The sequence below is a fragment of the Halomonas sp. McD50-4 genome (assembly GCF_022348135.1).
Lineage (GTDB): Bacteria > Pseudomonadota > Gammaproteobacteria > Pseudomonadales > Halomonadaceae > Vreelandella > Vreelandella piezotolerans.
Genome location: NZ_JAKRFG010000005.1, coordinates 85,299 through 105,114 on the forward strand (window position 1 = coordinate 85,299; position 19,816 = coordinate 105,114).

The following is a 19,816-nucleotide window of genomic DNA, read 5'->3' on the forward strand; positions in this document are numbered from 1 at the left end:
TCATGCTATTACCCATCGTTTTTGTCCTACTGCTGGCCGGTGGTGCGGTCTTGGCCGCCCAATCCTCTATTAATGGCCGCTTGGGCGCGCAGACGGGTGTGCTGGAAAGCGCTTGGCTGACCTTTGTGGTAGGTGCCGTGCTGACCTTTTTACTGGTGCTGTTTTTTGAGCCGCACCACGAAGCGACTCTGTTTAGCGTGCCCAAGTGGCAGCTGACCGGCGCGCTGTTTGGCGTGGTGTATATGCTGGCGATTGTGTTTGCAGTGCCACGTGTTGGTACAGCGGCAGCGACGGTCTCGGTGATTTCCGGCCAGCTCCTAATGAGCTTATTAATCGATCACTTTGGCTGGCTCGATAACGCCGAACGGTCACTGGATGGTTCACGCTACGTGGCGATGGTGCTCTTACTGTTGGCTATTCTATTGATATACCCAGGCCATCGCCGCTCAGCGCATCCAGCGAACTGATCATCACCACGCGGTTACGCCCTTGTCGCTTGGCCTCGTAAAGCGCCTGGTCGGCGGCCCTGAATAGCTGAGAGGCGTTGACGCCCACAGTGGGCTGCAGCACCGCGCCACCCACGCTAATGGTGACGTAATCAGGCGCGACCCGGCCAAGGTGGGGTAGCTGCAGCGCCTCCACCGCATGGCGCAGCTGCTCGGCTTGATCCAACACCGCTTGATGCGGCTGCCCTTTGCTCAATACGACGAACTCTTCACCGCCAAAGCGCGCCACCACGCAGGCGCTGCTCGCATGGGTAGCTAGCGTGCTGGCGACACTTTTTAGGCAGTGATCGCCCTGCAAATGGCCGTAGTAGTCGTTATAAGCTTTGAAACAGTCGATATCGATCACCATCAAGCCTACTTTGGCTCGCTCATCCACGGCCTGCTGCCAATAGTGGTTGAACAGCGCATCGAACTGGCGGCGGTTGGCTAACTCCGTTAACGGGTCGGTCAACGACAACTTGGACAATTCCGCATTACTGCGCAGCGCATGCCCGGTCCGATGGGTTTCACGCAGCAACAGCAAGTAGGCTTTACGTTCGCTGGCTTCCAGGCGGTAATTGGCTACCAAGGTGAATACCGCTTTGGCACAGATCGAGAAAATCGCCAGTCTCTTGACCTCGGTGGGCATCGGGTCGTAGCCAATGACGAAGTACACCATAATCGCCACGCTCAACAGCGACGACCCCAGGGCATAGGAAAAGCGCAGTGAATAGAGAATATTCCCAACGACTAAAATAAGGCCAAACGAAAAAATATCGAGATAAGAGTAAGGCGACTTCGACGATACAGAGATCAAGCACGATGCCACCATGCCGACGACGACCGTGCTTGCCATCAATGTTTCGCGCGCGCTTCCCGATATCCCTTGGTGGACTGCCCATAAGATGGGCAGGCCAAACGGTAGAACGACGAGTCCTCTGATCAGCACAGAGAGCCAAAACACCTCTGGGCGAAAGCTGTAATCGTTAATGAGAAACAGGCTGTAGATCAGTGCCGCTATCAGGCCCGCCACGACCATATTGCGGTTTCGCTGCGGTTGGGTGTCGCGCTCGAAACGAGCTTCTAGCGCGCGCGAAAAACGCAGATGCCATTTAGGGTGGGATAACTCGTGCTCAATGGTGCTAGCAAAAGAGTCACTGGTCATTCACACCTCGCGAAGAAACTGCGCTTCTCAATCGTGCAGATACGAGAACTTGCCATCATGTTGCCAGACGATCATGACAGCCGTCAGCGCTCGCTTAATAGCACTAGTTAATCTATTTTCATGTCCTCTTACAACTATCTAAAAACTGCAATTCAAGAAAGTGGTTTAAATTTTTCTTTTTTTCACAAAGGAGCGCACATGGCCCGACAAACCGTCTCGTCAGAGCGTGATCTCACCTTTACCATGGGCCGCGAAGAGTTGGTCATTCACCGCCGTTATGAGGTGCTCGGTATCGTCAACGACTTTCTAATCGGCATCTGGTTCGTCATCGGTAGCGTCTGTTTTTTTTACGAGGGTGCAGTACAAACCGCTGGGGTTTGGCTCTTCGTCATTGGCAGCGTGCAACTATTGATACGCCCAGCGATCCGCCTGCACCGCTACGTCTATTTCAAACGTTTGCCCGACGAGCAGCACGATGCCTAAGCGCCACTCATGAAACGCACGCCTTGGGCAGCTAACGGGCTTCTCAGCCGATCGGGCAAGGGGCTGTCGGTGATGACGGCGTGATAATCTGCCAGCGACCCGGCGGCGCAGCGTAGCGGCAGGTCGAATTTGGTCTTGTCCAACACGAGAATGCGGTACGCCGCATGGGCCAGCAGGGCTTCGCGGGCCATCACTTCGTCGTCGTTGTAGTCGTAAAGCTGGCCGTGGCTATCCATACCGCCCACGGAGACAATGCCGACATCCACCCGGTAGCGCTGAAAAAAGCGCCACGCGTCGCCACCAATCACGTCCTGGTCGCGGCGGCGCACCCGACCGCCGGCCACTATCAGATCACACGCCAGCGCGCATAGCTTGATCAAGGCGTGCAGGTTATTGGTCATGATCTGCAGGCCCTGCTTGTCGTGCAGCGAATCGGCTAACTGCTCGACCGTCGTGCCCGTCCCCAGAAAGAGCGATTGGTGATGCGTAATCAACGAGGCGGCCTGACGTGCAATATGTCGTTTGCCCGCCTGATTGACGATTTGGCGCTGGTCGTAGCCCACGTTCTCTTGGTCGGGAAAGGGCATCACTTCGCCGTGACGGCGTAAAATCAGCCCCTGCTCCGCTAACACGCGAATATCCCCACGCAGGGTTTGCACGGAGACGCCAAAATGATGGGCCAGCGCCGCAAGCGTTTGCCGCCCCTCTTCTCGCACGTGCGCTAATACCGCACGCCGCCTCTCTGTCACGTTCATACCGCGCCACCTTTCCTTTTATCGTTTCCATTGGAAAAACGAAAAAACCATTCCCGCTAGCGAAAGCTTTTCGCTATCAAACGAAAGCGTAGTGTCACGATGTTGTAAGCCGATGACAGTAGTGTGGTGACTGTTCACCTACTGGAGGTTTTCTCGATGTTGAAGCGCTCGTTGTGTTCCGCCGTGACTCTCGCAAGCATTGCCCTCTCCACCTCGTCGTTCGCTGATGAGAAGCTGGTGCTCTATACCAGCCAGCCCAATAGCGATGCCCAGCAAACGGTCGATGCTTTCCAAGCCGCCTATCCAGACATCGAAGTGGAGTGGGTGCGCGACGGCACCACCCGCCTGATGACTCGCCTGCGCTCGGAGCTAGCTGCCGGTGTCAGCAACCCCGACGTGCTGCTGATTGCCGACAGCATGACCATGACCTCGCTGAAACAAGAGGGCCATTTACAGCCCTACCTCAGCCCCGAGCGCGACGCCTACGACGAAGCGCTTTACGACCCGGAGGGCTACTTCTACGGCACCAAGCTCATCACCACCGGCATCGTGTACAACACCGGCGCCGAGCAGCAGCCAAAGCGCTGGGAAGATCTGACCGGCTCTGAATATGAAGGCCTCGTCACCATGCCTAGTCCGCTGTACTCCGGCGCAGCGCTGATTCATATGGCAGCCATCGCGGAGAATCCAGCGTTAGGACTCGAATACTACGAAGCACTTCAAGCCAACCGCACGGAAGCCCAGGGCGGTAACGGCGGCGTGTTCAACGCCGTGGCCGCGGGCACCAAGCCCTACGGCATCGTGGTCGATTTCCTGCCCATCCGCGAAGCCGCGAAAGGCTCACCCGTGGCGTTCGTGTTTCCTGAAGAGGGCGTGAGCGCCGTTACCGAGCCCGTGGCCATCATGCAGGAGGCCGAGAACCTGGACGCCGCGCAAAAATTCGTCGACTTCGTGCTTTCCCAAGAGGGGCAAACACTGGTCAGCCAGCAGGGTTACCTGCCTGCTCATCCGGACGTGACACCGCCTGAGGGCTTCCCTGAGCGAAGCAGCATCGACCTCATGCCGGTGGATATCGAACAGGCACTCGAGCAGGAAGAGATCCTCAAGCAGCGCTTTAGCGATCTGTTCGGCGGCTAACCATGACCCCTTCGCTCAACCTTGGCAGCCAGCACCGCTGGCTGCTTAGCCTGATCACCCTGCTCATCGTTCTGCTCAGCCTCGCGCCCAGCGTACGGCTACTCGTCGAAGCGCTTAGCGACCTTGGCCAGGGCAGCCAGGCGCCACTGTGGAAAGTGCTCAACGCTGCCAGTACGTGGCATGCGTTATGGCACAGCCTGTATACCTCGGGCCTGGGTATGCTGATCGCCCTGGTGCTGGGCAGCCTGTTCGCCTTCGTGATCACCCTGACGAACATTCGCGGCAAGGCCTGGCTGGTGTTCTGCTTTATGCTGCCCATGATGATCCCGCCCCAGGTCACCGCGCTGAGCTGGCTGCAGCTATTCGGCCCGGCCAGCCCGCTATTGAAGAGCATCGGTATGGCACCGCCCTTGGGTAGCCCGCAGCCGCTCTACTCCGCAGAGGGTATTGCCCTGCTGCTGGGTATCCAAAGTGCGCCGCTGGTATTTTTGGCGCTACGCACCTCCTTGCTATCGCTACCCCGCGAATTGATCGAAGCCGCCCGCATCAGCGGCGCGCGACAGGCTCAGGTGTGGGGCCATATCATCTTGCCCATCACCCGCCACGGCTTGGTGACGGGAGCCGCCATGGCGTTCATCTCCAGCCTGGGTAACTTTGGCATTCCCGCGATGCTCGGTATTCCCGCCGGTTATTACGTGCTGCCCACGCTGATTTATCAACGCATGGCCAGCTTTGGCACCGGCGTGCTGGCAGAGATGGCGGCGCTTTCGATGCTGATCGGCGTCCTGGCACTGGCCTGCGTAGCCTTGCAGCAGTACTGGATGAACCGCAGCCGCTTTGGGTTAGGCGGCCATAGCGGCCGCGCCCACGATTTTTTACTGGGCCGCTATCGCCCGCTGGTCACGGCTCTGCTGGTCGGTGTCCTGATGGTGATCCTGGTCGCGCCGCTGGCCGCTCTGGTGGTGAGCTCTTTGGTACCGGCGATGGGCGTGCCGCTTAGCGCTGACACCGTCACGCTCGATGCCTACCACGAAGTGATCGGTCGTCAAGGCGCCACTTGGCGGGCAGTGAGTAACAGTCTTTGGCTGGCGGGCGGTGCCGCGCTGGCGCTCATGCTCTGCAGCCTGCCGCTCGCCTACCGTTTACAGCGCCTTCCCCCGCGCCTGCAGCAGCTCACCCTGAGCGCCATCGAGCTGCCCTACGCGCTGCCCGGCGTGGTGCTGGCGATTGCCTGCATTCTACTGTTCGTGCGCCCCTTACCGTTTATCGACCTAGCGCTTTACGGCACGCTCGGGCTGATTTTCGTGGCCTATCTGGCGCGCTTTCTGGTGGTCTGCCTGAAACCGGTGAGCGCCAGCTTGGCCCAGCTAGATCCCTCCTTGGAAGAAGCCGCTCAGCTGGCGGGCGCGGGCCCCTGGCGTCGGCTCATCACCATTTTGCTTCCGCTAATGGCGCCCTCGCTGTTCGCCGGAGGGCTGCTGGTGTTTCTGCTGGCGGTGAACGAACTGACCGTCTCCGCGCTGCTCTGGAGCGCCGGGAATGAAACCCTGGGCGTGCTGATTTTCAATCTGGACGAGGGCGGCGAGAGCGTGCTGGCAGCGGCCGTTTCCGTGCTGGTGGTGATCATGGTCGCCACGCTGATGCTATCGCTCAGCCTGCTGGCCCCCCGTTTACCTAAAGGAGTCGTGCCGTGGCAGGGCTAGCGATTCATCGTGTTACCAAGCAGTTTGGCGATCACCGGGCGGTGGATGATTTGTCGCTGGAGATAGTCCCTGGCGAATTCGTCGCCCTGCTCGGTCCCAGCGGCTGCGGCAAAACCACCATGCTGCGGATGCTGGCCGGGTTCGAGCAGATCAGTAGCGGCTCCCTGATACTCAACGGCACCCTCCTCGCCAGCGACCAGCATCACATGCCTCCTGAGCAGCGCAATATGGCGATGGTGTTTCAGTCCTACGCGCTATGGCCGCACATGAGCGTGGCCGACAACGTGGGCTACCCGCTGAAACTTCGCCGCGTTCAGGGCAGCGAGTATCAGCGCCGGGTCGCTCACGCGCTGGAGCAGGTCGCGCTTACCCCCTACGCCCAGCGCTCGCCGCAAGAACTCAGCGGCGGCCAGCGCCAGCGGGTGGCGCTGGCGCGCTGCCTGGTCACCGACCCCGACGTGGTGCTGCTCGATGAGCCGCTCGCCAACCTGGACCGCAACCTACGCGCTTCCATGGAGCACAGCTTCGTCGACTTCCACCGCCGCACCCAGGCCACCATGGTCTATGTCACTCACGACCAGAGCGAGGCGATGGCCATGGCGGATCGCATTGCGGTGATGCGTGACGGCGCGCTGGTGCAGTGGGCGACGCCTGAAACGCTCTATCGAGCGCCGCGCAGTGAGTGGGTCGCTCAGTTCATTGGCCAAGGCAGTCAGCTAAAGGTCGCAGGCGGTACCCCGGGCCAGCGGCTGGATGAGTCAGCGCTGATGCAGGGTTTGTCCGCGCCGCTCACGGCGCGCACTCAGCCCGTTTTGATACGTCCTGAACATAGTCGTGTCGAACCACGAGCGCACTCGTCAAATGCCAGCGCGTTGACCGGGCGCGTCGAGCGGCTCACCTTTCGCGGTGAACGCTATGAGCTGCACCTGCGCTTAGCCACGGGAGAAGCGCTGCTGGCCTATCATCACACCGCACTCGACGAAGGCCAGCACGTCGCGGTGCATTTGTTGGAAGGCTGGTGCCTGGAGCCTGACCAATGAGCGCCACGATTCAGATCCTCAGCGGGCTGGGCGACAAAGGGCCCGCGGCCATCGTGGTCGAAGCGCAAGGCAAACGCCTGCTGCTGGATGCCGGCGGCGCACTGCACCCCGGCGAGCCGGTTACCTGGGCACAGGGGCTCGCCGTGGACGCCGTGTTGATCAGTCATGACCACGTGGACCACATTGGCGGCGTCGTGGAACTGCCTGCGCAGATACCGCTTTACTGCACGCCGTTAGTCGCCAAGGCGCTACCCCCGCAGCGAGCGTGGCAGCCGCTGCCCTATCGGGGCCGTCTTGACGTTGAAGGCATTGCGGTCACCACCGGTCAAGCGGGGCATTCGCTGGGCGGTGTCTGGCTGCATCTCGACGTCGCGGGCGGTATTTTTTACAGTGGCGATGCCTGTTTCGAGTCGCGCCTGTTTCCGTTCGATGCGCCCCCACCCGCCCACACGGCGCTGCTAGATGCCTCCTATGGCCGCTACGACCAGCCCCAAGCGCAGTGCATCCACGCCATTGGCAAGGCGTTGGACCACCCTTTGGTGCTGCCGGTACCGGAAACGGGGCGTGCCCTGGAAATGGCGCTATGGCTCTCGGAAGAGGCGGACCAACGCCACCTTCCTTTGGCGATTGAACCGATCATTCGCGATAACCTGGCCGCCCTGCTCGCACTGCCCAAAGACCTTCGCCGTGAAGGGTTAGACGCGGCTATCCAGGCGCTTTTGCAGCGCCCCAATGCCCGCTATCCGGCGCTTTGGCTGGTCAGCGACCGTGACGATGATCCGCCCGACTGGCCGCATCATCGTCTGCTGCACACCGGCTATTTGACGCCGCAGCGTCGCCAACAGCTCGCGGCGGGCGAGGTGCTCTGGCAACGCTGGAACGTCCATTTGCGCGCCTCGCATTTGGTAGCCCTGGCCCACCAGCTCCAAGCGGTCCAAGTGGCACCGCTCTTTACGCCGCTCCATGCCGATGCTGAGGCCGCCTGGCGTGACCTGCTGGGCACACGGCTCATCACACAACCTTCGCTTGACGTCGAAGCGCAGACGAAAGTGCTCTCTTCGCCCCTGTTAACACAGTAGGAAATATCTCTATGAACGCAGTCATTGTCGATGTCGACGGCACGCTGGCCGAATTTCATCCTGCCGATGTCCACGAATGGGTACTGGGTCCCGCCAAACAGTGGGATCCCTTTTTCGCCCACATGGCCAACGCGCCGGTCATCGAGCCCGTCGCCCGGCTGGTCAAGCTGCTAAAAGCCCAAGGCCAGCAGATCGTCATTTGCAGCGGCCGCCCCGACAGCCATAGAGCGCACACCCACACATGGCTTACTCGCCATGAAATCCCCTTCGACGCCATGTACCTGCGTCCAGAAGGTGATGACCATGTGGATGACGAAGAGGTGAAAGCGGCGCTACTGAATCAAATGCACCGCGACGGCTTTGCCCCTTGGCTCGTGCTGGACGACCGCGACGCCGTGGTCGCCCAGTGGCGCGCACTCGGGCTGACCTGCCTACAGTGCGCGCCGGGAGACTTTTAAGCGCTTGCCAAGCTTGCTCGCCGCTGCCATATCAACACCAGCAAAGGCATTATCGAGACGGGAATCAGCACTAGGTTCAGCGTCGCCCAACCCAAGCCGCTCACCAGAGGCCCAGCGGCCAACGCCGTGACCGCAGCGGTGCCAAACACCAAAAATTCGTTGGCAGCCTGGGTGCGCGCTTTGTCCACCAGACGGTAGCTCTCGGTGAGCAGGCCCGTGGCGGGCAGGAAGGTGAAGTTCCAGCCCAGCCCAAGCAGCACCAGCGCCACGTTGAAACCGGCCAAACCGAGTTCCCCCTGAGCCACCAGCGCGCTGGCCACCAGCAGCAAACACCCCGCGACGATGACTGGCTTGGCGCCGAAGCGAGCGGCCAAGTGGCCGGTAAAGAAGGAGGGCAGAAACATCGCCACGACATGCCACTGAATGGTCATCGAGACATGGTGAAAGTGGTGCCCCGCACTCTCCATGGCCAGCGGCGTGGCGGTCATCGCCAGATTCATCACCCCGTACCCCACCATCGCGGCACTCACCGCCACGATGAATCCCGGCTGGCGGAGTATCTTACCCAGCGGCAGCGGCGTGCCTTCGCTGTGGGTTTTGGAAGCGGGCGGTAATCGAGTTACTATCAACACCAGCAGAGCCAGTGAGTAAAGCGCTGCCAACCCGATGAAACTCCCCAAGAACGGCACCTCACCCAGCTCACGGCTTGCGCGTGCCAGCCACGGCCCGGCAAACGCCGCCAGCACGCCGCCCCCCATGACCAAGCCAATCGCCCGGTCGCGCAGTGGCGCGGGCGCGGCCTCGACGGCGGCAAAACGGTAGAGCTGACCAAACCCAATGCCCACACCGATCAGCCAGGTCGCTAACAAAAATAGTCCAAACCGCTCGCCGATCAGCGCCTGAGCGGCCAACAGAGCCCCCACCAGCCCCACGAGGTTGCCCATCATAAAGCCCCGTTTACGTCCCAACCGCGCCATGATCAGCGAGGCTGGAATGGTCGCACACATTAGGCCGAGCCATTGCGTCGCCACGGGAGCCGTCGACCATACGGCGCTGGGCGCCAGCGACGCGCCGATCAGCGGCGAGATACCGATCAGCAGCACATTGCCGGTCACCAGTAGCGCTTGGCACAGTGACAAGAGAGAGACGGTTATGGGCATGAGCGGGCCTCCTGACAGACAGCGGCTCGGGAAGAGGCAAAGCGTTGGCGATACACCGAGGGGGAGACGCCGTAGTAGCGCTGAAACTGGCGGCGCAGCTGTTCGGCACCACCCAGCCGCCAGCGCTGTGCAAGACGCTCCAGGGAGAGTGGCTCTCGCTCATTGAGCAGCGCCAACCGGGCTTGTTCCAAGCGTAGCTGCGTCACATACGCGCCCGGCGTGGTGTTTAAATGCCGCTTGAATAGCCGTGTCAGATGACGTGGCGAAACCGCCATTTGTTCGGCCATGCTCTCCAGGTCGACGGCTTCGCTGGGATCGGCATGCAGTCGGTCCAAGAGACGGCGCAGTGGCCCTGCCGACTGCTGACGACGCAATACCTCACTGAACTGGGACTGGCCGCCAGGGCGCTGTAGAAACACCACTAGCTCTCGGGCCACCTGTCCCGCGAGCTCTGCACCATGATCGGCCTCCACCAGCGATAGCGCTAGATCAATGCCGGCGGTCACCCCAGCGCTGGTATACCGGCCATGGCTTTCGATATAGAGCGCATCGGGCTCCACCCACAGCGCCGGGTACTCTTCCGCCAACTGCTGGGCATGCCGCCAGTGGGTCGTCACACGGCAGCCGTCCAGCAAGCCAGCCTCAGCCAGTAAGAACGCCCCGGAGCAAATGGAGCCAAGCCGTCTGACGTCGGGGGCTATCTCACACAGCACTTGCTTGACGGCAGCGACGTCTCGCTGCTGCATCACTCCGCTGCCGCCTGACACTAGCAACGTATCCAACGGCCGTAATAGAGGGAGCTGCTGGTAGGTGTGGGTCGCATGGACGCCCAGGCCGCCGTTCGTCTCCACGGGGCCCATGGTATCGGCCACGAGCGTCAACTGGTACAGCGGCTGAGGGCTCAGCGCGTTCGCGCTGGCAAAAACCTGCCAAGGGCCGCTGACATCCAGCAGTTGGCAGTCGGGGTAGGCAAGCAGAGCAACATGTCGCGTCACGGACTCTCTCCAATAAGAAAATGGAACCAGAGAGAGTCTCGGTGCTACGCCCTATGTCGGCAAGGACCATCACCCCACCGATAAAGACATGAAGAGGGTGCTTGGGCTCGGCGTTAGCCCGTTCGCTCCATCGGCGCTTCCATACGGCGCACGCTGGCAACGAAGTCGCTGAACCGCTCGCCTTGGATCAGCACGTGGTCGCAGAGCGCCTGCTGGGCCTGGGCTGCGTCGCCCTGCTCGATGGCGTCGACGATCGTCTGGTGTTCATGGAGCGAGTTGTGCATGCGCTGGCGTACCTGGAGCTGTAAACGACGGTAAGGCTTCAGGCGCTGCTTGAGCTGGCGGGCTTCACTGGCTAGAAACGTGTTGTGGCTAGCGGTGTAGATACAGTCATGAAACGCTTCGTTCTCGTAATAGTACTCATCCGTGTCGCCCGCTAATGCTGCCGCTTCGCAACGTTGGTGCGCATCCTTGAGCGCCGCAAGCTCAGTGTCGCTGATGCGCCGCGCGGCCAGGCGGCCACACATGCCCTCGAGCTCGGCCATCACTTCGAACATTTCGATGAGCTGATCGATCCCTACCTTAGCGACGAACGTGCCCTTCTTTGGCGAGACCGTGACTAGCCCGCTGGCAACCAACTGCTGAAACGCTTCGCGTACCGGCGTGCGCGAGACGTTGAACTCTCGTCCTAGGGCTTCTGGGTCTAGCCGCTCACCAGGAGCACGCCGTCCGTTAATGATGTCATCTTCTAACGAGTCTCTTAGCCGCTGTGCGTTAGAGCGCTTTGTATCCACCATCGAGTACCTCCTTCAATAACGCCGCAGGCGATGACATTAATATGGCATAAATTTGACATTAGCATACATAACCGCTATTGAAATATATATCAGCTCGCCTGATGAACACACAATGCCAATCCAAACACACAACGTTAATCCAAAAACACAACAACAACGGTTGGAGACGCTACATGAAACGCTTTTTACTACCCACCGCTGCGGCCCTCGGCCTCGCCATTGCCGCCTCCCACGCCAGTGCCGATACCGTACTCCGAGCGTCGCACCAGTTCCCTGGTGGTCAGGGCGATATTCGCGATGAAATGGTGCAAATGATGGCCCGCCACGTTGCCGATGCGGATGTCGGCTTGACCATCGAAGTCTATCCCGGCCAGTCGCTGTTCAAAGCGCGCGAGCAGTGGGGTGCCATCGCCCGGGGCCGCCTGGACATCACCTCGCTGCCGCTGGATTACGCGAGCGGTCGCCACCCGGAATTCTCTGCCACGCTGATGCCGGGGCTAGTACGTAACCAGGCCCACGCCCAGCGGCTGAACGACTCCGAGTACATGACGATGATCAAAGACGTCATCCTCGATGGCGGTGCGCGCGTGCTCGCGGATGCTTGGCTGTCGGGCGGTTTTGCCTCCAGCGAGCAGTGCATCACCTCACCGGAAACGGTCGCAGGGCAGAACATCCGTGCGGCGGGACCTGCGTTCGAAGAGATGCTGGAAGCAGCCGGGGCATCGATCTCCTCCATGCCTTCATCCGAGGTGTATACCGCCATGCAAACCGGCGTTTTGGACGCCGCCAACACCTCCTCCATGTCGTTCGTCTCTTTCCGTCTGTATGAGCAGGTGGAGTGTCTGACCGAACCCGGCGAGTTTGCCCTTTGGTTCATGTACGAGCCCATCTTGATCTCCGAACAGGTGTGGCAGGGCTTGACCGAAGAGCAGCAGGCCGCGCTGATGGAAGCGGGCGAGGCTGCCGAGATCTACTTCGCAGAAGAGGCGGCTGCCATCGACCAGCAGATGGTCGACGTGTACCGAGAGAATGGCGTCGAGGTGGTCAGCATGAGCGAGGATGACTACAACGCTTGGCTCGAAATTGCCCGCGACACCTCCTACAAAAACTTCGCCGATAACGTTCCCAACGGTCAGGCCATCATCGATGCGGCGCTCGCCGTCGAGTAAGGCGCTTGCTATTTGACCGTGCTGGCCACTCGTTGAGTGGCCACGTTTGTCCGCTGCTTGCTGAGCTTGACGAGGGAACTATGGCAACTTCAACCACTCACCCCCCTGCCCTGCGCAGTGGGGTTCTTGGCGGCTACATCCGCCTGATGGATACGCTATCGCGCGTGTCGGCTTACTTGGCCTGCGCCATGTTCGTGGCGGGCGTTTTGGTGATCTGCCAAATGGTGTTCATTCGCTACGTGTTGGGCATGAGCACGAGCTGGCAGACGGAATTCACGATTTTTTCGGTGACTGGCGCCATGCTGATGGGCAGCCCGTATGTCCTGATGACTGGCGGCCATGTGGCGATCACCATCGTGCCGGATGCCCTTGGCGGCCTGGCGCAAAAAGCCATGCGTTTGGTGGCATCGCTGTTTGGCTTGCTGTTTTGCGCGGCGCTGGCCTACGCCTCTTGGGTGTACGTGTTCGAAGCGCTGCACGGCGAGTGGACCACCGGCTCGGTGTGGAACCCGCCACTTTGGCCTGCTCTTCTGCCCATGGCCGTGGGAGCCACGCTGCTCTCGCTACAGTACGTGGCTGAAATCATGCGCGGGGAGGGCTGACCATGGATCCCATTACACTAGGCATCATCGTCGCCGTCGGTTTGATCGTACTGATGGCGATTGGCACCCCCATTGCGTTCGCGTTGGGCGGCGTGTCGCTGTTGGCGCTGCTCTACGACCGGGGATTGCCGGAACTCACCTACTTTGGCGAAACGTTTTTTGATCGCATCGCCGAGTTTGGCTTCGTGGCGATCCCGATGTTCATTCTGATGGGCGCGGCAGTGGCCTCCTCTCCAACCGGGCGCGATCTTTACCGCTCGCTCGACTTGTGGATGGGTCGTCTACCTGGAGGCCTTGCCGTCTCCAATATCGGGGCCTGCTCCATTTTCGCCGCGCTCTCGGGCTCTTCCCCGGCCACCTGCGCCGCCATTGGTAAAATGGGCATTCCTGAAATGCGCACTCGTGGCTACCCCGACGGCGTGGCGGCGGGCTGTATTGCAGCAGGCGGCACATTGGGGATTTTGATTCCCCCCTCGGTCACCATGATCATCTATGGCATCTCGACCGAAACCTCGATTGGCCGCCTGTTCATTGCCGGGGTAGTGCCCGGGTTCATGCTCGCTGGCCTGTTCATGATCTGGACCATGATCGCCTGCAAGCTGGCCGGGGGTTACAACAACCCGCTAGCGGCCTCTGCTGAAAAACTGAAGGAGAACATCAAACAGAACGTCGATAGCAATATGAAGGCGCTCGTACGAGTGCTGCCCTTCTTAGGTGTCGTCGCGGGTATTCTGTTCGCCCTTTACGGAGGCGTGGCAACACCCTCGGAAGCCGCAGGTGTCGGCGCATTCCTCTGTTTGGCGTTGGCGATTTTGATTTATCGGATGTGGCAGCTTGGCCCCATCAAGCTAATCATGCGCGACTCGCTGCGGGAAAGCGTGATGATCATGCTGGTGATCGCCACTGCCGAAGTATTCGCTTACGCGCTTTCATCGATGTTCATTACTCAGACCGTAGCGGCCGCCATTGCCGATTTAGAGGTGAATCGCTGGGTACTGATGGGCGTCATCAACTTGTTTTTGTTGGTGACAGGTTTCTTTTTGCCGCCCGTGGCCGTGATCGTGATGACCGCGCCGATCCTGCTACCGATCATTTTGGCGGCCGATTTCGACCCCTATTGGTTCGCGGTGATTCTGACCATCAATTTGGAAATCGGCCTGATCACACCGCCGGTGGGGCTCAACCTATTCATCATCAAAGGTATCGCACCCGATATCTCGCTGCGGGATATTCTGATGGGCAGCCTACCCTACGCGCTGTGCATGGTGTTGGGCATTCTGCTGCTCTGCCTATTCCCAGGTATTGCGCTATGGCTACCCAACCTGATCATGGGTTGAAGGGGGACGCATCGTGAACATGACTTTTCTCCAAGAGATGTTTAACAGCATCACCCAGCGCGACGCGCTGTTACGGCGAAAACACCCGGAAACACTGACGCCCGACCATCATCAACTGGTCAAAGCCTGCCAAGCGCTGCTGGCCAGTGACGGCGAGGCCTCCAGCATCGCGCTGGCCAGCCGCGCACTGGCCTTGTACCAGCGGCTCTCGGAAGGGGAAAAGCGCGCGTTTTTTAAGCGCCTGGCCGACGATTTTGCCGCTGAACCCAAGCAGATCGATAGCGCCTACCAAGCCTATCAACAGGCCCGCGACAACCACACGCTTCAAGCGCTGTTCGAGGCCTGCGAGCCCCGCCGCCAGGAGCTATTTAGGCGCTTGAACCTCGCCACCGACGGCACCTATGACCTGGTCAAAATGCGCGAAGATCTGCTGCAACTGCTGCGCGAGGAGCCTGACTTAGCGCCTATCGACGATGATTTTTCGCACCTGTTTGGCTCCTGGTTCAATCGCGGCTTTTTAATGCTCAAGCGAATTGACTGGAACACCCCAGCGTCCATTCTGGAAAAAATCATCCGCTATGAAGCCGTGCATGAGATTCAGGACTGGAACGATCTGCGCCGACGCCTGGATGCCCGAGACCGCCGCTGCTTCGCATTTTTTCACCCCGCGATTGGCGACGAGCCGCTCATTTTTGTGGAAGTCGCGCTGCACAAAGGGTTACCTAGCCGCATTCAGCCGATTTTGGCAGGGGAAGAGGATGGCTTGGCGGACCCCGATGATGCCGATACCGCCGCCTTCTTTGGTATCAGCAACTGCCAAACCGGGCTCCGCGGCATTTCGTTTGGCAACTTCCTCATCAAACAAGTCGTGCAGGAATTGAGTCAGGAGCTCCCCCAGCTCAAGCACTTCGTTACCCTCTCCCCGGTGCCCGGCTTCGCCCAGTGGCTGGCCGAACAGCAGCAGGAAGATCAGTGGCCCGAGCCTATCCGCGAGGCGCTCAACGCGTTGGAGACGCCCAACTGGCAGCAGGATAAAGCCCGCGAAGAGCGCCTCAAAACCGCCATTCGCCCGCTCGCGGCCCACTATCTGGTCGATCAGAAGAATCGCCACGGCCTGCCGCTGAACCCAGTGGCGCGTTTCCACCTGGGCAACGGTGCCGAGCTGCATCGCATCAACTGGCTGGGCGATGTCTCGACCAAGGGAATGAAACAAGCGGCAGGGCTGATGGTGAACTACCTCTACGTGCTCGACGATATCGAGCGCAATCATGAAAACTATACCGCAAAGGCCACCGTTGCCTGTTCGAGCGAGGTGCGCGACCTCGCTCGCCGCGCCCGCAAGCTGGCCAAGGGAGAGACCACCAAATGAACCACAACTTATTCGATACCTTCGCCGCGCGCATGCGCGAGCGTGGCAACGCCCCCTTTATCACCACCCGCGAGGGCCGCTACTACAGTTACCAAGACGCGCTGAATGAAAGTGCCCAGCTTGCCGGAGCGCTGACCTCGCTAGGCGTGAACGTAGGCGACCGCGTGGCGGTGCAGGTGGATAAAAGTCCGGAAGCCATTTTGCTCTACCTCGCCTGCCTGCGCATTGGCGGCGTCTATTTACCGCTCAATACCGGCTATACCGGCGATGAAATCCGCTATTTTTTGAACGATGCCGAGCCCGCCCTGTTCGTCTGCAGGCCCGCCGATATCGACACCGCCCGTACCATAGCCCGCGATACCGGCTGCCCGGCGGTCGAAACCTTGGGCACCGATGCCGATGGCAGCTTGATGGAGAAAGCGCAGCAAAGTGCCCCCCGAGACGACATCGTCACGCTGGGCGAACGGGATTTAGCGGCGATTCTATACACCTCGGGCACTACCGGGCGCTCGAAAGGCGCCATGCTGACCCACCGCAACCTCTCCTCGAACGCTGAAACGCTGGTCTCGTCCTGGCACTTTAGCGCCGACGATCGGCTGATCCACGCGCTGCCTATTTTTCATACCCACGGCCTGTTCGTGGCGTGCAACGTCACGCTGATGGCCGGGGCCAGTATGTGTTTTTTGCCCAAATTCGATGCGGATGTCATTTTCGACGAACTGCCCAAAGGCAGCGTGATGATGGGGGTCCCCACGTTCTATACCCGCTTGGTTCAAGACCCACGCCTCACCCCCGAAGTGACCGCCCAGATGCGCCTGTTCGTGTCGGGTTCGGCGCCGCTCACCGCGGAAACCCACGAAGCGTTCGAAGCCAAAACCGGCCACGCCATTCTCGAACGCTACGGCATGACCGAAACCAATATGAATATTTCTAACCCCTACACCGGCGCACGCCGAGCGGGCACCGTCGGCATGCCGCTGCCGGGGGTCGAGATGCGTATCACCAGCCGGGAAACCGGCGAAGAGGTACCACAGGGTGAAATCGGCATGCTGCAAATTCGTGGCCCCAATGTCTTCATTGGCTACTGGCGCATGCCAGAAAAGACCCGTGAAGAGCTTTTGGAGGATGGTTTTTTCATCACCGGTGATTTGGCCATGGTCGATGAGCAGGGCTACGTGCACATTGTGGGCCGAGATAAAGACTTGGTGATTTCCGGCGGGTATAACGTCTACCCCAAAGAGGTCGAGCAGGTGATCGATGAGCTGCCGCAAGTGGCCGAGTCCGCCGTGATTGGCCTGCCCCACCCCGACTTCGGCGAAGGCGTCACCGCCGTGGTGGTGCCCCAGCCAGGCGAGCAGGTGGATGAAGCCGCCATTCTGGATCATCTCGCCGGGCGGCTGGCCAAATACAAACAGCCAAAGCGGGTCTTTTTCGTCGATTCGCTGCCGCGCAACACCATGGGTAAGGTACAAAAGAACGAGCTACGCAAGCGCTTCGACACCACCTACCACGCCGCTTAGCCGATTCTTTAAAATGGCCCACCAAAAACACCCACGCCCCGCAGTGCGGGGCGTGGGTGTTTTTTCTTGAACGCTACTTTCAAATGTTGGCGTGATTCGACTCTGCCTGAAAAGTCGGCGCGCGAAGGCCAGACAAGGCAAAAATCGGCGAAAAGACGGAGTTTACATGTCGTAAATGAGTACTTTGAGCCGATTTTTAACGCCGTATGGTCGAGCACAGCCAGTTTTCAGGCAGAGTCTAGCCGCCTGCAAAGGAGGCGTACATGATCACCACGAGGAGGACCAGCACGATACCGGTGGGCACCGCGCCTTTCCACGGCGTGAGATCGACATCGCCGGAGTCTTCCTGCACCCAGTCCGTGGCACGAGGGCGCAGCTTACCGATCACCAGCATCACCGCCACCAGCAGCACGAACACCGCCGCGACGAAGTGGAACTCGTGCATTACCATGGGCAGCTTGTTGAAGGGCGGCACGAAGTAGCCTGCCGCGATCAGCAAACAGCCCCCGACCAGCGCGACTTTTGCAGCCATCGGCGGAACGCGCTTGGTCAGCAGGCCAACTAGCACCACGGCAAGAATGGGGATGAAGTAGATTGCGTTCATTTTCTGCAGGTAGCCAAACAAGCTCTCCTGGCCCGCCAGCAGCGGCGCAATGATCATGGTGGTAATCGCCATGATCCAGCCAAACACCTTGCCAGATTTCACCACCTGCTCTTCCGTGGCGTCCTTTTTCAGCACGCCTTTGTAGATCCCCAGGCTGAAGATCGTCGTGGTGCTGTTCAGCGCGGAGTTAAACGAGGAGAGAATCGCCCCGACCATCACCGCCGCAAAGAAGCCGGTCAGGTAAGGCGGCAACACGTTGAAGACCAAGTGGCCGTAAGCCTCGTCCGCGCGAATACCCTGGTCGGCATACAAGTGGTAGGCGATGATGCCGGGCAGCACCAGATACAGCGGCCCCAACAGCTTGAAAAAGCCGGTCAGCAGCACCCCTTTCTGACCTTCTGCCAGGTTCTTCGCGGCAAAGGTGCGCTGAATGATCTGCTGGTTGGTGGTCCAGTAGAAAAGGTGAAGCAACAGCACGCCGGTAAAAATGGTCGAGAACGGCACCTGCTGATCCGGCCCGCCGAGGGAGTTGAACTTGCTAGGATCACTCTCTTTTAGAATGCTCCAGCCCTCCATCACACCACTGCCACCGCTGACCGCTTGTAAGCCGAAGTAAACGATGATGAAACCGCCAATCAGCAGGCCGACACCGTTCAAGGTGTCAGAAACGGCAACGGTGCGCAGGCCGCCAAACAGCGCGTAGACCGCGCCAATCAGGCCCACCGCCCATACCGTCGCCCAGAGCAGCACCGTGCTGGAGCCAATGCCGGTCAAGCCCTGTAAATCCAGCATGCCCTGAAGACCAATGGCACCGGAATAAAGAATGATCGGCAGTAGCACCACCGCGTACGCAATCAGGAAAATGACGTTGGCAATCAGCTGTGTGCCCGTGTCAAAACGAATCGCCAACAGCTGCGGCAGCGTGGCAATACCGCTTTTCAAAAAGCGCGGCAGGAAGAACAGCGCCAATGCCACCAACGCAATGACGGCGATCACTTCCCAGGCCATGACGCTCAAGCCGTCGGTGAAGGCCGAACCGTTCAGCCCCACCATCTGCTCGGTGGAGAGGTTGGTCATCAGCATGGACGCCGCAATCAGTGGAAACGTCAGCGTTCGGCCTGCCAGAAAATAACCACTGGTGCTGCGATGATCGTCACGCCGTGTGATGCGCCACGTGACAAAGGCCACCAGGCCCGTAAAAAACAGAAACGATGCCAGGGTTAGGGCATGCATGGGGGAAAGTCCTTCGGTGCGGTCGCGTCTGAAGCGGTGCCCAACACGGGCACGAAGAGCGGTATCAAGCGATACGACACGGTGAATTTAGGTAAAAATACCAAGCATCGCGGGATTCTAAGCGGGTGACACGTTTCATCTATTAGCCTTTAGTATTAAGAAATTGTCATAAAGACGTTTTTTAACCACGTATCGCGTCGACAACGAAAGAGGGGGGTAATGCCCGCGCCTCCGCTAAGCTATGTCACAATGTCGGCTGTTGATTGACCGCACGTCATTAACCACAAGGATGCTCATCGCCATGCTGCACTATTTACAAGGACTCCCCTCTTTCTTTGCCTACCTGCTCGGCGCGCTCGCGCTGCTGGTGGCGTTTATGTATTGCTATAGTCGCCTGACCCCTCACCATGAGTGGGCGCTGATTCGAGCAGGCAATGCGGCGGCGGCCACCGCCTATGGCGGCTCTATCCTGGGTTTTACCCTCCCGCTCTACAGCGCCATGGCCCACTCGATTAGCTATCTCGACTTCATACTGTGGGGCGTGGTGGCGTTCGGCGTGCAGATCGCCACCTTCTTTGGCCTGAAACTGTTTCTGCGTCGTCAGGGCGAGAGTTTGTCTCAGCACATCACCGAAGGCCACCAGGCCTACGGCACGCTGGTCGGCAGCATCTCGATTGCCGTGGGCCTGATCAACGCGGCTTCAATGACCTGGTAACGGAGCGCTC

Annotated in this window: 19 protein-coding genes; 13 read left to right on the forward strand and 6 right to left on the reverse strand. The window is 59.8% G+C overall.

Annotation, left to right across the window (positions count from 1 at the left end; translation table 11 throughout):
• Nucleotides 1–2 precede the first annotated feature (2 nt).
• Nucleotides 3–467: a DMT family transporter gene (locus MHM85_RS07910; RefSeq protein ID WP_239285646.1), complete on the forward strand. Its 465-nt coding sequence runs from the start codon at nt 3–5 to the stop codon at nt 465–467.
• Here MHM85_RS07910 and MHM85_RS07915 read toward each other — a convergent pair.
• The gene (locus MHM85_RS07915) at nt 415–1,650 is read right to left on the reverse strand and encodes a diguanylate cyclase (protein WP_239285648.1); all 1,236 of its coding nucleotides are present in this window, start codon (nt 1,648–1,650) and stop codon (nt 415–417) included. The genes MHM85_RS07910 and MHM85_RS07915 overlap by 53 nt on opposite strands.
• A 198-nt stretch (nt 1,651–1,848) precedes the next feature.
• Between MHM85_RS07915 and MHM85_RS07920 the strand changes: the two genes are divergently transcribed.
• Complete coding sequence (locus MHM85_RS07920) at nt 1,849–2,133, forward strand: YrhK family protein (protein ID WP_153843049.1); 285 nt, start codon at nt 1,849–1,851, stop codon at nt 2,131–2,133.
• Here MHM85_RS07920 and MHM85_RS07925 read toward each other — a convergent pair.
• Nucleotides 2,130–2,888: a DeoR/GlpR family DNA-binding transcription regulator gene (locus MHM85_RS07925; protein WP_239285650.1), complete on the reverse strand. Its 759-nt coding sequence runs from the start codon at nt 2,886–2,888 to the stop codon at nt 2,130–2,132. The genes MHM85_RS07920 and MHM85_RS07925 overlap by 4 nt on opposite strands.
• Nucleotides 2,889–3,044: 156 nt before the next feature.
• Here MHM85_RS07925 and MHM85_RS07930 point away from each other — a divergent pair, with 156 nt between their 5' ends.
• Genes MHM85_RS07930 through MHM85_RS07950 form a run of 5 tightly spaced genes read left to right on the forward strand, consistent with a single transcriptional unit; the run spans nt 3,045 to nt 8,305 of the window.
• A complete protein-coding gene (locus MHM85_RS07930) occupies nt 3,045–4,025 on the forward strand; it encodes an ABC transporter substrate-binding protein (RefSeq protein ID WP_239285652.1) in 981 nt (326 codons plus the stop codon).
• A 2-nt stretch (nt 4,026–4,027) separates the two neighbouring features.
• Entirely contained in the window at nt 4,028–5,728 is a 1,701-nt protein-coding gene (locus MHM85_RS07935; RefSeq protein WP_239285654.1) for an iron ABC transporter permease, read from the forward strand.
• Entirely contained in the window at nt 5,716–6,768 is a 1,053-nt protein-coding gene (locus MHM85_RS07940) for an ABC transporter ATP-binding protein (protein WP_239285656.1), read from the forward strand. The genes MHM85_RS07935 and MHM85_RS07940 overlap by 13 nt, the downstream gene beginning before the upstream one ends.
• Complete coding sequence (locus MHM85_RS07945) at nt 6,765–7,847, forward strand: MBL fold metallo-hydrolase (protein WP_239285658.1); 1,083 nt, start codon at nt 6,765–6,767, stop codon at nt 7,845–7,847. Before MHM85_RS07940 ends, MHM85_RS07945 begins: the two co-directional genes overlap by 4 nt.
• A gap of 11 nt (nt 7,848–7,858) precedes the next feature.
• Entirely contained in the window at nt 7,859–8,305 is a 447-nt protein-coding gene (locus MHM85_RS07950; protein WP_153843044.1) for an HAD family acid phosphatase, read from the forward strand.
• Here MHM85_RS07950 and MHM85_RS07955 read toward each other — a convergent pair.
• From MHM85_RS07955 to MHM85_RS07965, 3 genes are all read right to left on the reverse strand, one after another.
• Nucleotides 8,302–9,465, reverse strand: a complete 1,164-nt coding sequence (locus MHM85_RS07955) for an MFS transporter (protein ID WP_239285660.1) — start codon at nt 9,463–9,465, stop codon at nt 8,302–8,304. The genes MHM85_RS07950 and MHM85_RS07955 overlap by 4 nt on opposite strands.
• Nucleotides 9,456–10,460: a GlxA family transcriptional regulator gene (locus tag MHM85_RS07960; protein ID WP_239285662.1), complete on the reverse strand. Its 1,005-nt coding sequence runs from the start codon at nt 10,458–10,460 to the stop codon at nt 9,456–9,458. Before MHM85_RS07960 ends, MHM85_RS07955 begins: the two co-directional genes overlap by 10 nt.
• Before the next feature lie 113 nt (nt 10,461–10,573).
• The gene (locus MHM85_RS07965) at nt 10,574–11,257 is read right to left on the reverse strand and encodes a GntR family transcriptional regulator (RefSeq protein WP_139525785.1); all 684 of its coding nucleotides are present in this window, start codon (nt 11,255–11,257) and stop codon (nt 10,574–10,576) included.
• A 173-nt stretch (nt 11,258–11,430) separates the two neighbouring features.
• On the opposite strand from MHM85_RS07965, the gene dctP reads away from it, so the two are divergent.
• The 5 genes from dctP to MHM85_RS07990 all read left to right on the forward strand — a co-directional run bounded on the left by dctP (nt 11,431) and on the right by MHM85_RS07990 (nt 17,254).
• Nucleotides 11,431–12,426 (forward strand): TRAP transporter substrate-binding protein DctP, encoded by a 996-nt coding sequence (gene dctP / locus MHM85_RS07970; RefSeq protein ID WP_139525786.1) that lies wholly within the window; start codon nt 11,431–11,433, stop codon nt 12,424–12,426.
• Between the two features lie 80 nt (nt 12,427–12,506).
• On the forward strand, nt 12,507–13,028 hold the full coding sequence (locus tag MHM85_RS07975; RefSeq protein ID WP_153843040.1) for a TRAP transporter small permease: 522 nt from the start codon (nt 12,507–12,509) through the stop codon (nt 13,026–13,028).
• A gap of 2 nt (nt 13,029–13,030) precedes the next feature.
• On the forward strand, nt 13,031–14,365 hold the full coding sequence (locus MHM85_RS07980; protein ID WP_239285664.1) for a TRAP transporter large permease: 1,335 nt from the start codon (nt 13,031–13,033) through the stop codon (nt 14,363–14,365).
• Between the two features lie 13 nt (nt 14,366–14,378).
• Nucleotides 14,379–15,734 carry a malonyl-CoA decarboxylase gene (locus MHM85_RS07985; protein WP_219861916.1) on the forward strand — a complete coding sequence of 452 codons (1,356 nt, stop codon included), beginning with the start codon at nt 14,379–14,381 and terminating at the stop codon, nt 15,732–15,734.
• A complete protein-coding gene (locus MHM85_RS07990) occupies nt 15,731–17,254 on the forward strand; it encodes a malonyl-CoA synthase (protein WP_239285666.1) in 1,524 nt (507 codons plus the stop codon). Before MHM85_RS07985 ends, MHM85_RS07990 begins: the two co-directional genes overlap by 4 nt.
• A gap of 238 nt (nt 17,255–17,492) precedes the next feature.
• Here MHM85_RS07990 and MHM85_RS07995 read toward each other — a convergent pair whose 3' ends face one another.
• Nucleotides 17,493–19,091 (reverse strand): solute:sodium symporter family transporter, encoded by a 1,599-nt coding sequence (locus MHM85_RS07995; protein ID WP_239285668.1) that lies wholly within the window; start codon nt 19,089–19,091, stop codon nt 17,493–17,495.
• A 301-nt stretch (nt 19,092–19,392) separates the two neighbouring features.
• Here MHM85_RS07995 and MHM85_RS08000 point away from each other — a divergent pair, with 301 nt between their 5' ends.
• On the forward strand, nt 19,393–19,806 hold the full coding sequence (locus tag MHM85_RS08000; protein ID WP_139525792.1) for a DUF350 domain-containing protein: 414 nt from the start codon (nt 19,393–19,395) through the stop codon (nt 19,804–19,806).
• Nucleotides 19,807–19,816: the final 10 nt, after the last annotated feature.

Bases quoted from the DNA above. Each gene is read 5' to 3' on its own strand.
- MHM85_RS07930 (WP_239285652.1), top strand. From the start codon at position 3,045: ATGTTGAAGCGCTCGTTGTGTTCCGCCGTGACTCTCGCAAGCATTGCC.
- MHM85_RS07920 (WP_153843049.1), top strand. From the start codon at position 1,849: ATGGCCCGACAAACCGTCTCGTCAGAGCGTGATCTCACCTTTACCATG.
- MHM85_RS07950 (WP_153843044.1), top strand. From the start codon at position 7,859: ATGAACGCAGTCATTGTCGATGTCGACGGCACGCTGGCCGAATTTCAT.
- MHM85_RS07990 (WP_239285666.1), top strand. From the start codon at position 15,731: ATGAACCACAACTTATTCGATACCTTCGCCGCGCGCATGCGCGAGCGT.
- MHM85_RS07975 (WP_153843040.1), top strand. From the start codon at position 12,507: ATGGCAACTTCAACCACTCACCCCCCTGCCCTGCGCAGTGGGGTTCTT.
- MHM85_RS07980 (WP_239285664.1), top strand. From the start codon at position 13,031: ATGGATCCCATTACACTAGGCATCATCGTCGCCGTCGGTTTGATCGTA.
- MHM85_RS07910 (WP_239285646.1), top strand. From the start codon at position 3: ATGCTATTACCCATCGTTTTTGTCCTACTGCTGGCCGGTGGTGCGGTC.
- MHM85_RS07995 (WP_239285668.1), bottom strand. From the start codon at position 19,091: ATGCATGCCCTAACCCTGGCATCGTTTCTGTTTTTTACGGGCCTGGTG.
- MHM85_RS07935 (WP_239285654.1), top strand. From the start codon at position 4,028: ATGACCCCTTCGCTCAACCTTGGCAGCCAGCACCGCTGGCTGCTTAGC.
- MHM85_RS07925 (WP_239285650.1), bottom strand. From the start codon at position 2,888: ATGAACGTGACAGAGAGGCGGCGTGCGGTATTAGCGCACGTGCGAGAA.
- MHM85_RS07945 (WP_239285658.1), top strand. From the start codon at position 6,765: ATGAGCGCCACGATTCAGATCCTCAGCGGGCTGGGCGACAAAGGGCCC.
- MHM85_RS07915 (WP_239285648.1), bottom strand. From the start codon at position 1,650: ATGACCAGTGACTCTTTTGCTAGCACCATTGAGCACGAGTTATCCCAC.
- MHM85_RS08000 (WP_139525792.1), top strand. From the start codon at position 19,393: ATGCTGCACTATTTACAAGGACTCCCCTCTTTCTTTGCCTACCTGCTC.
- dctP (WP_139525786.1), top strand. From the start codon at position 11,431: ATGAAACGCTTTTTACTACCCACCGCTGCGGCCCTCGGCCTCGCCATT.
- MHM85_RS07955 (WP_239285660.1), bottom strand. From the start codon at position 9,465: ATGCCCATAACCGTCTCTCTCTTGTCACTGTGCCAAGCGCTACTGGTG.
- MHM85_RS07965 (WP_139525785.1), bottom strand. From the start codon at position 11,257: ATGGTGGATACAAAGCGCTCTAACGCACAGCGGCTAAGAGACTCGTTA.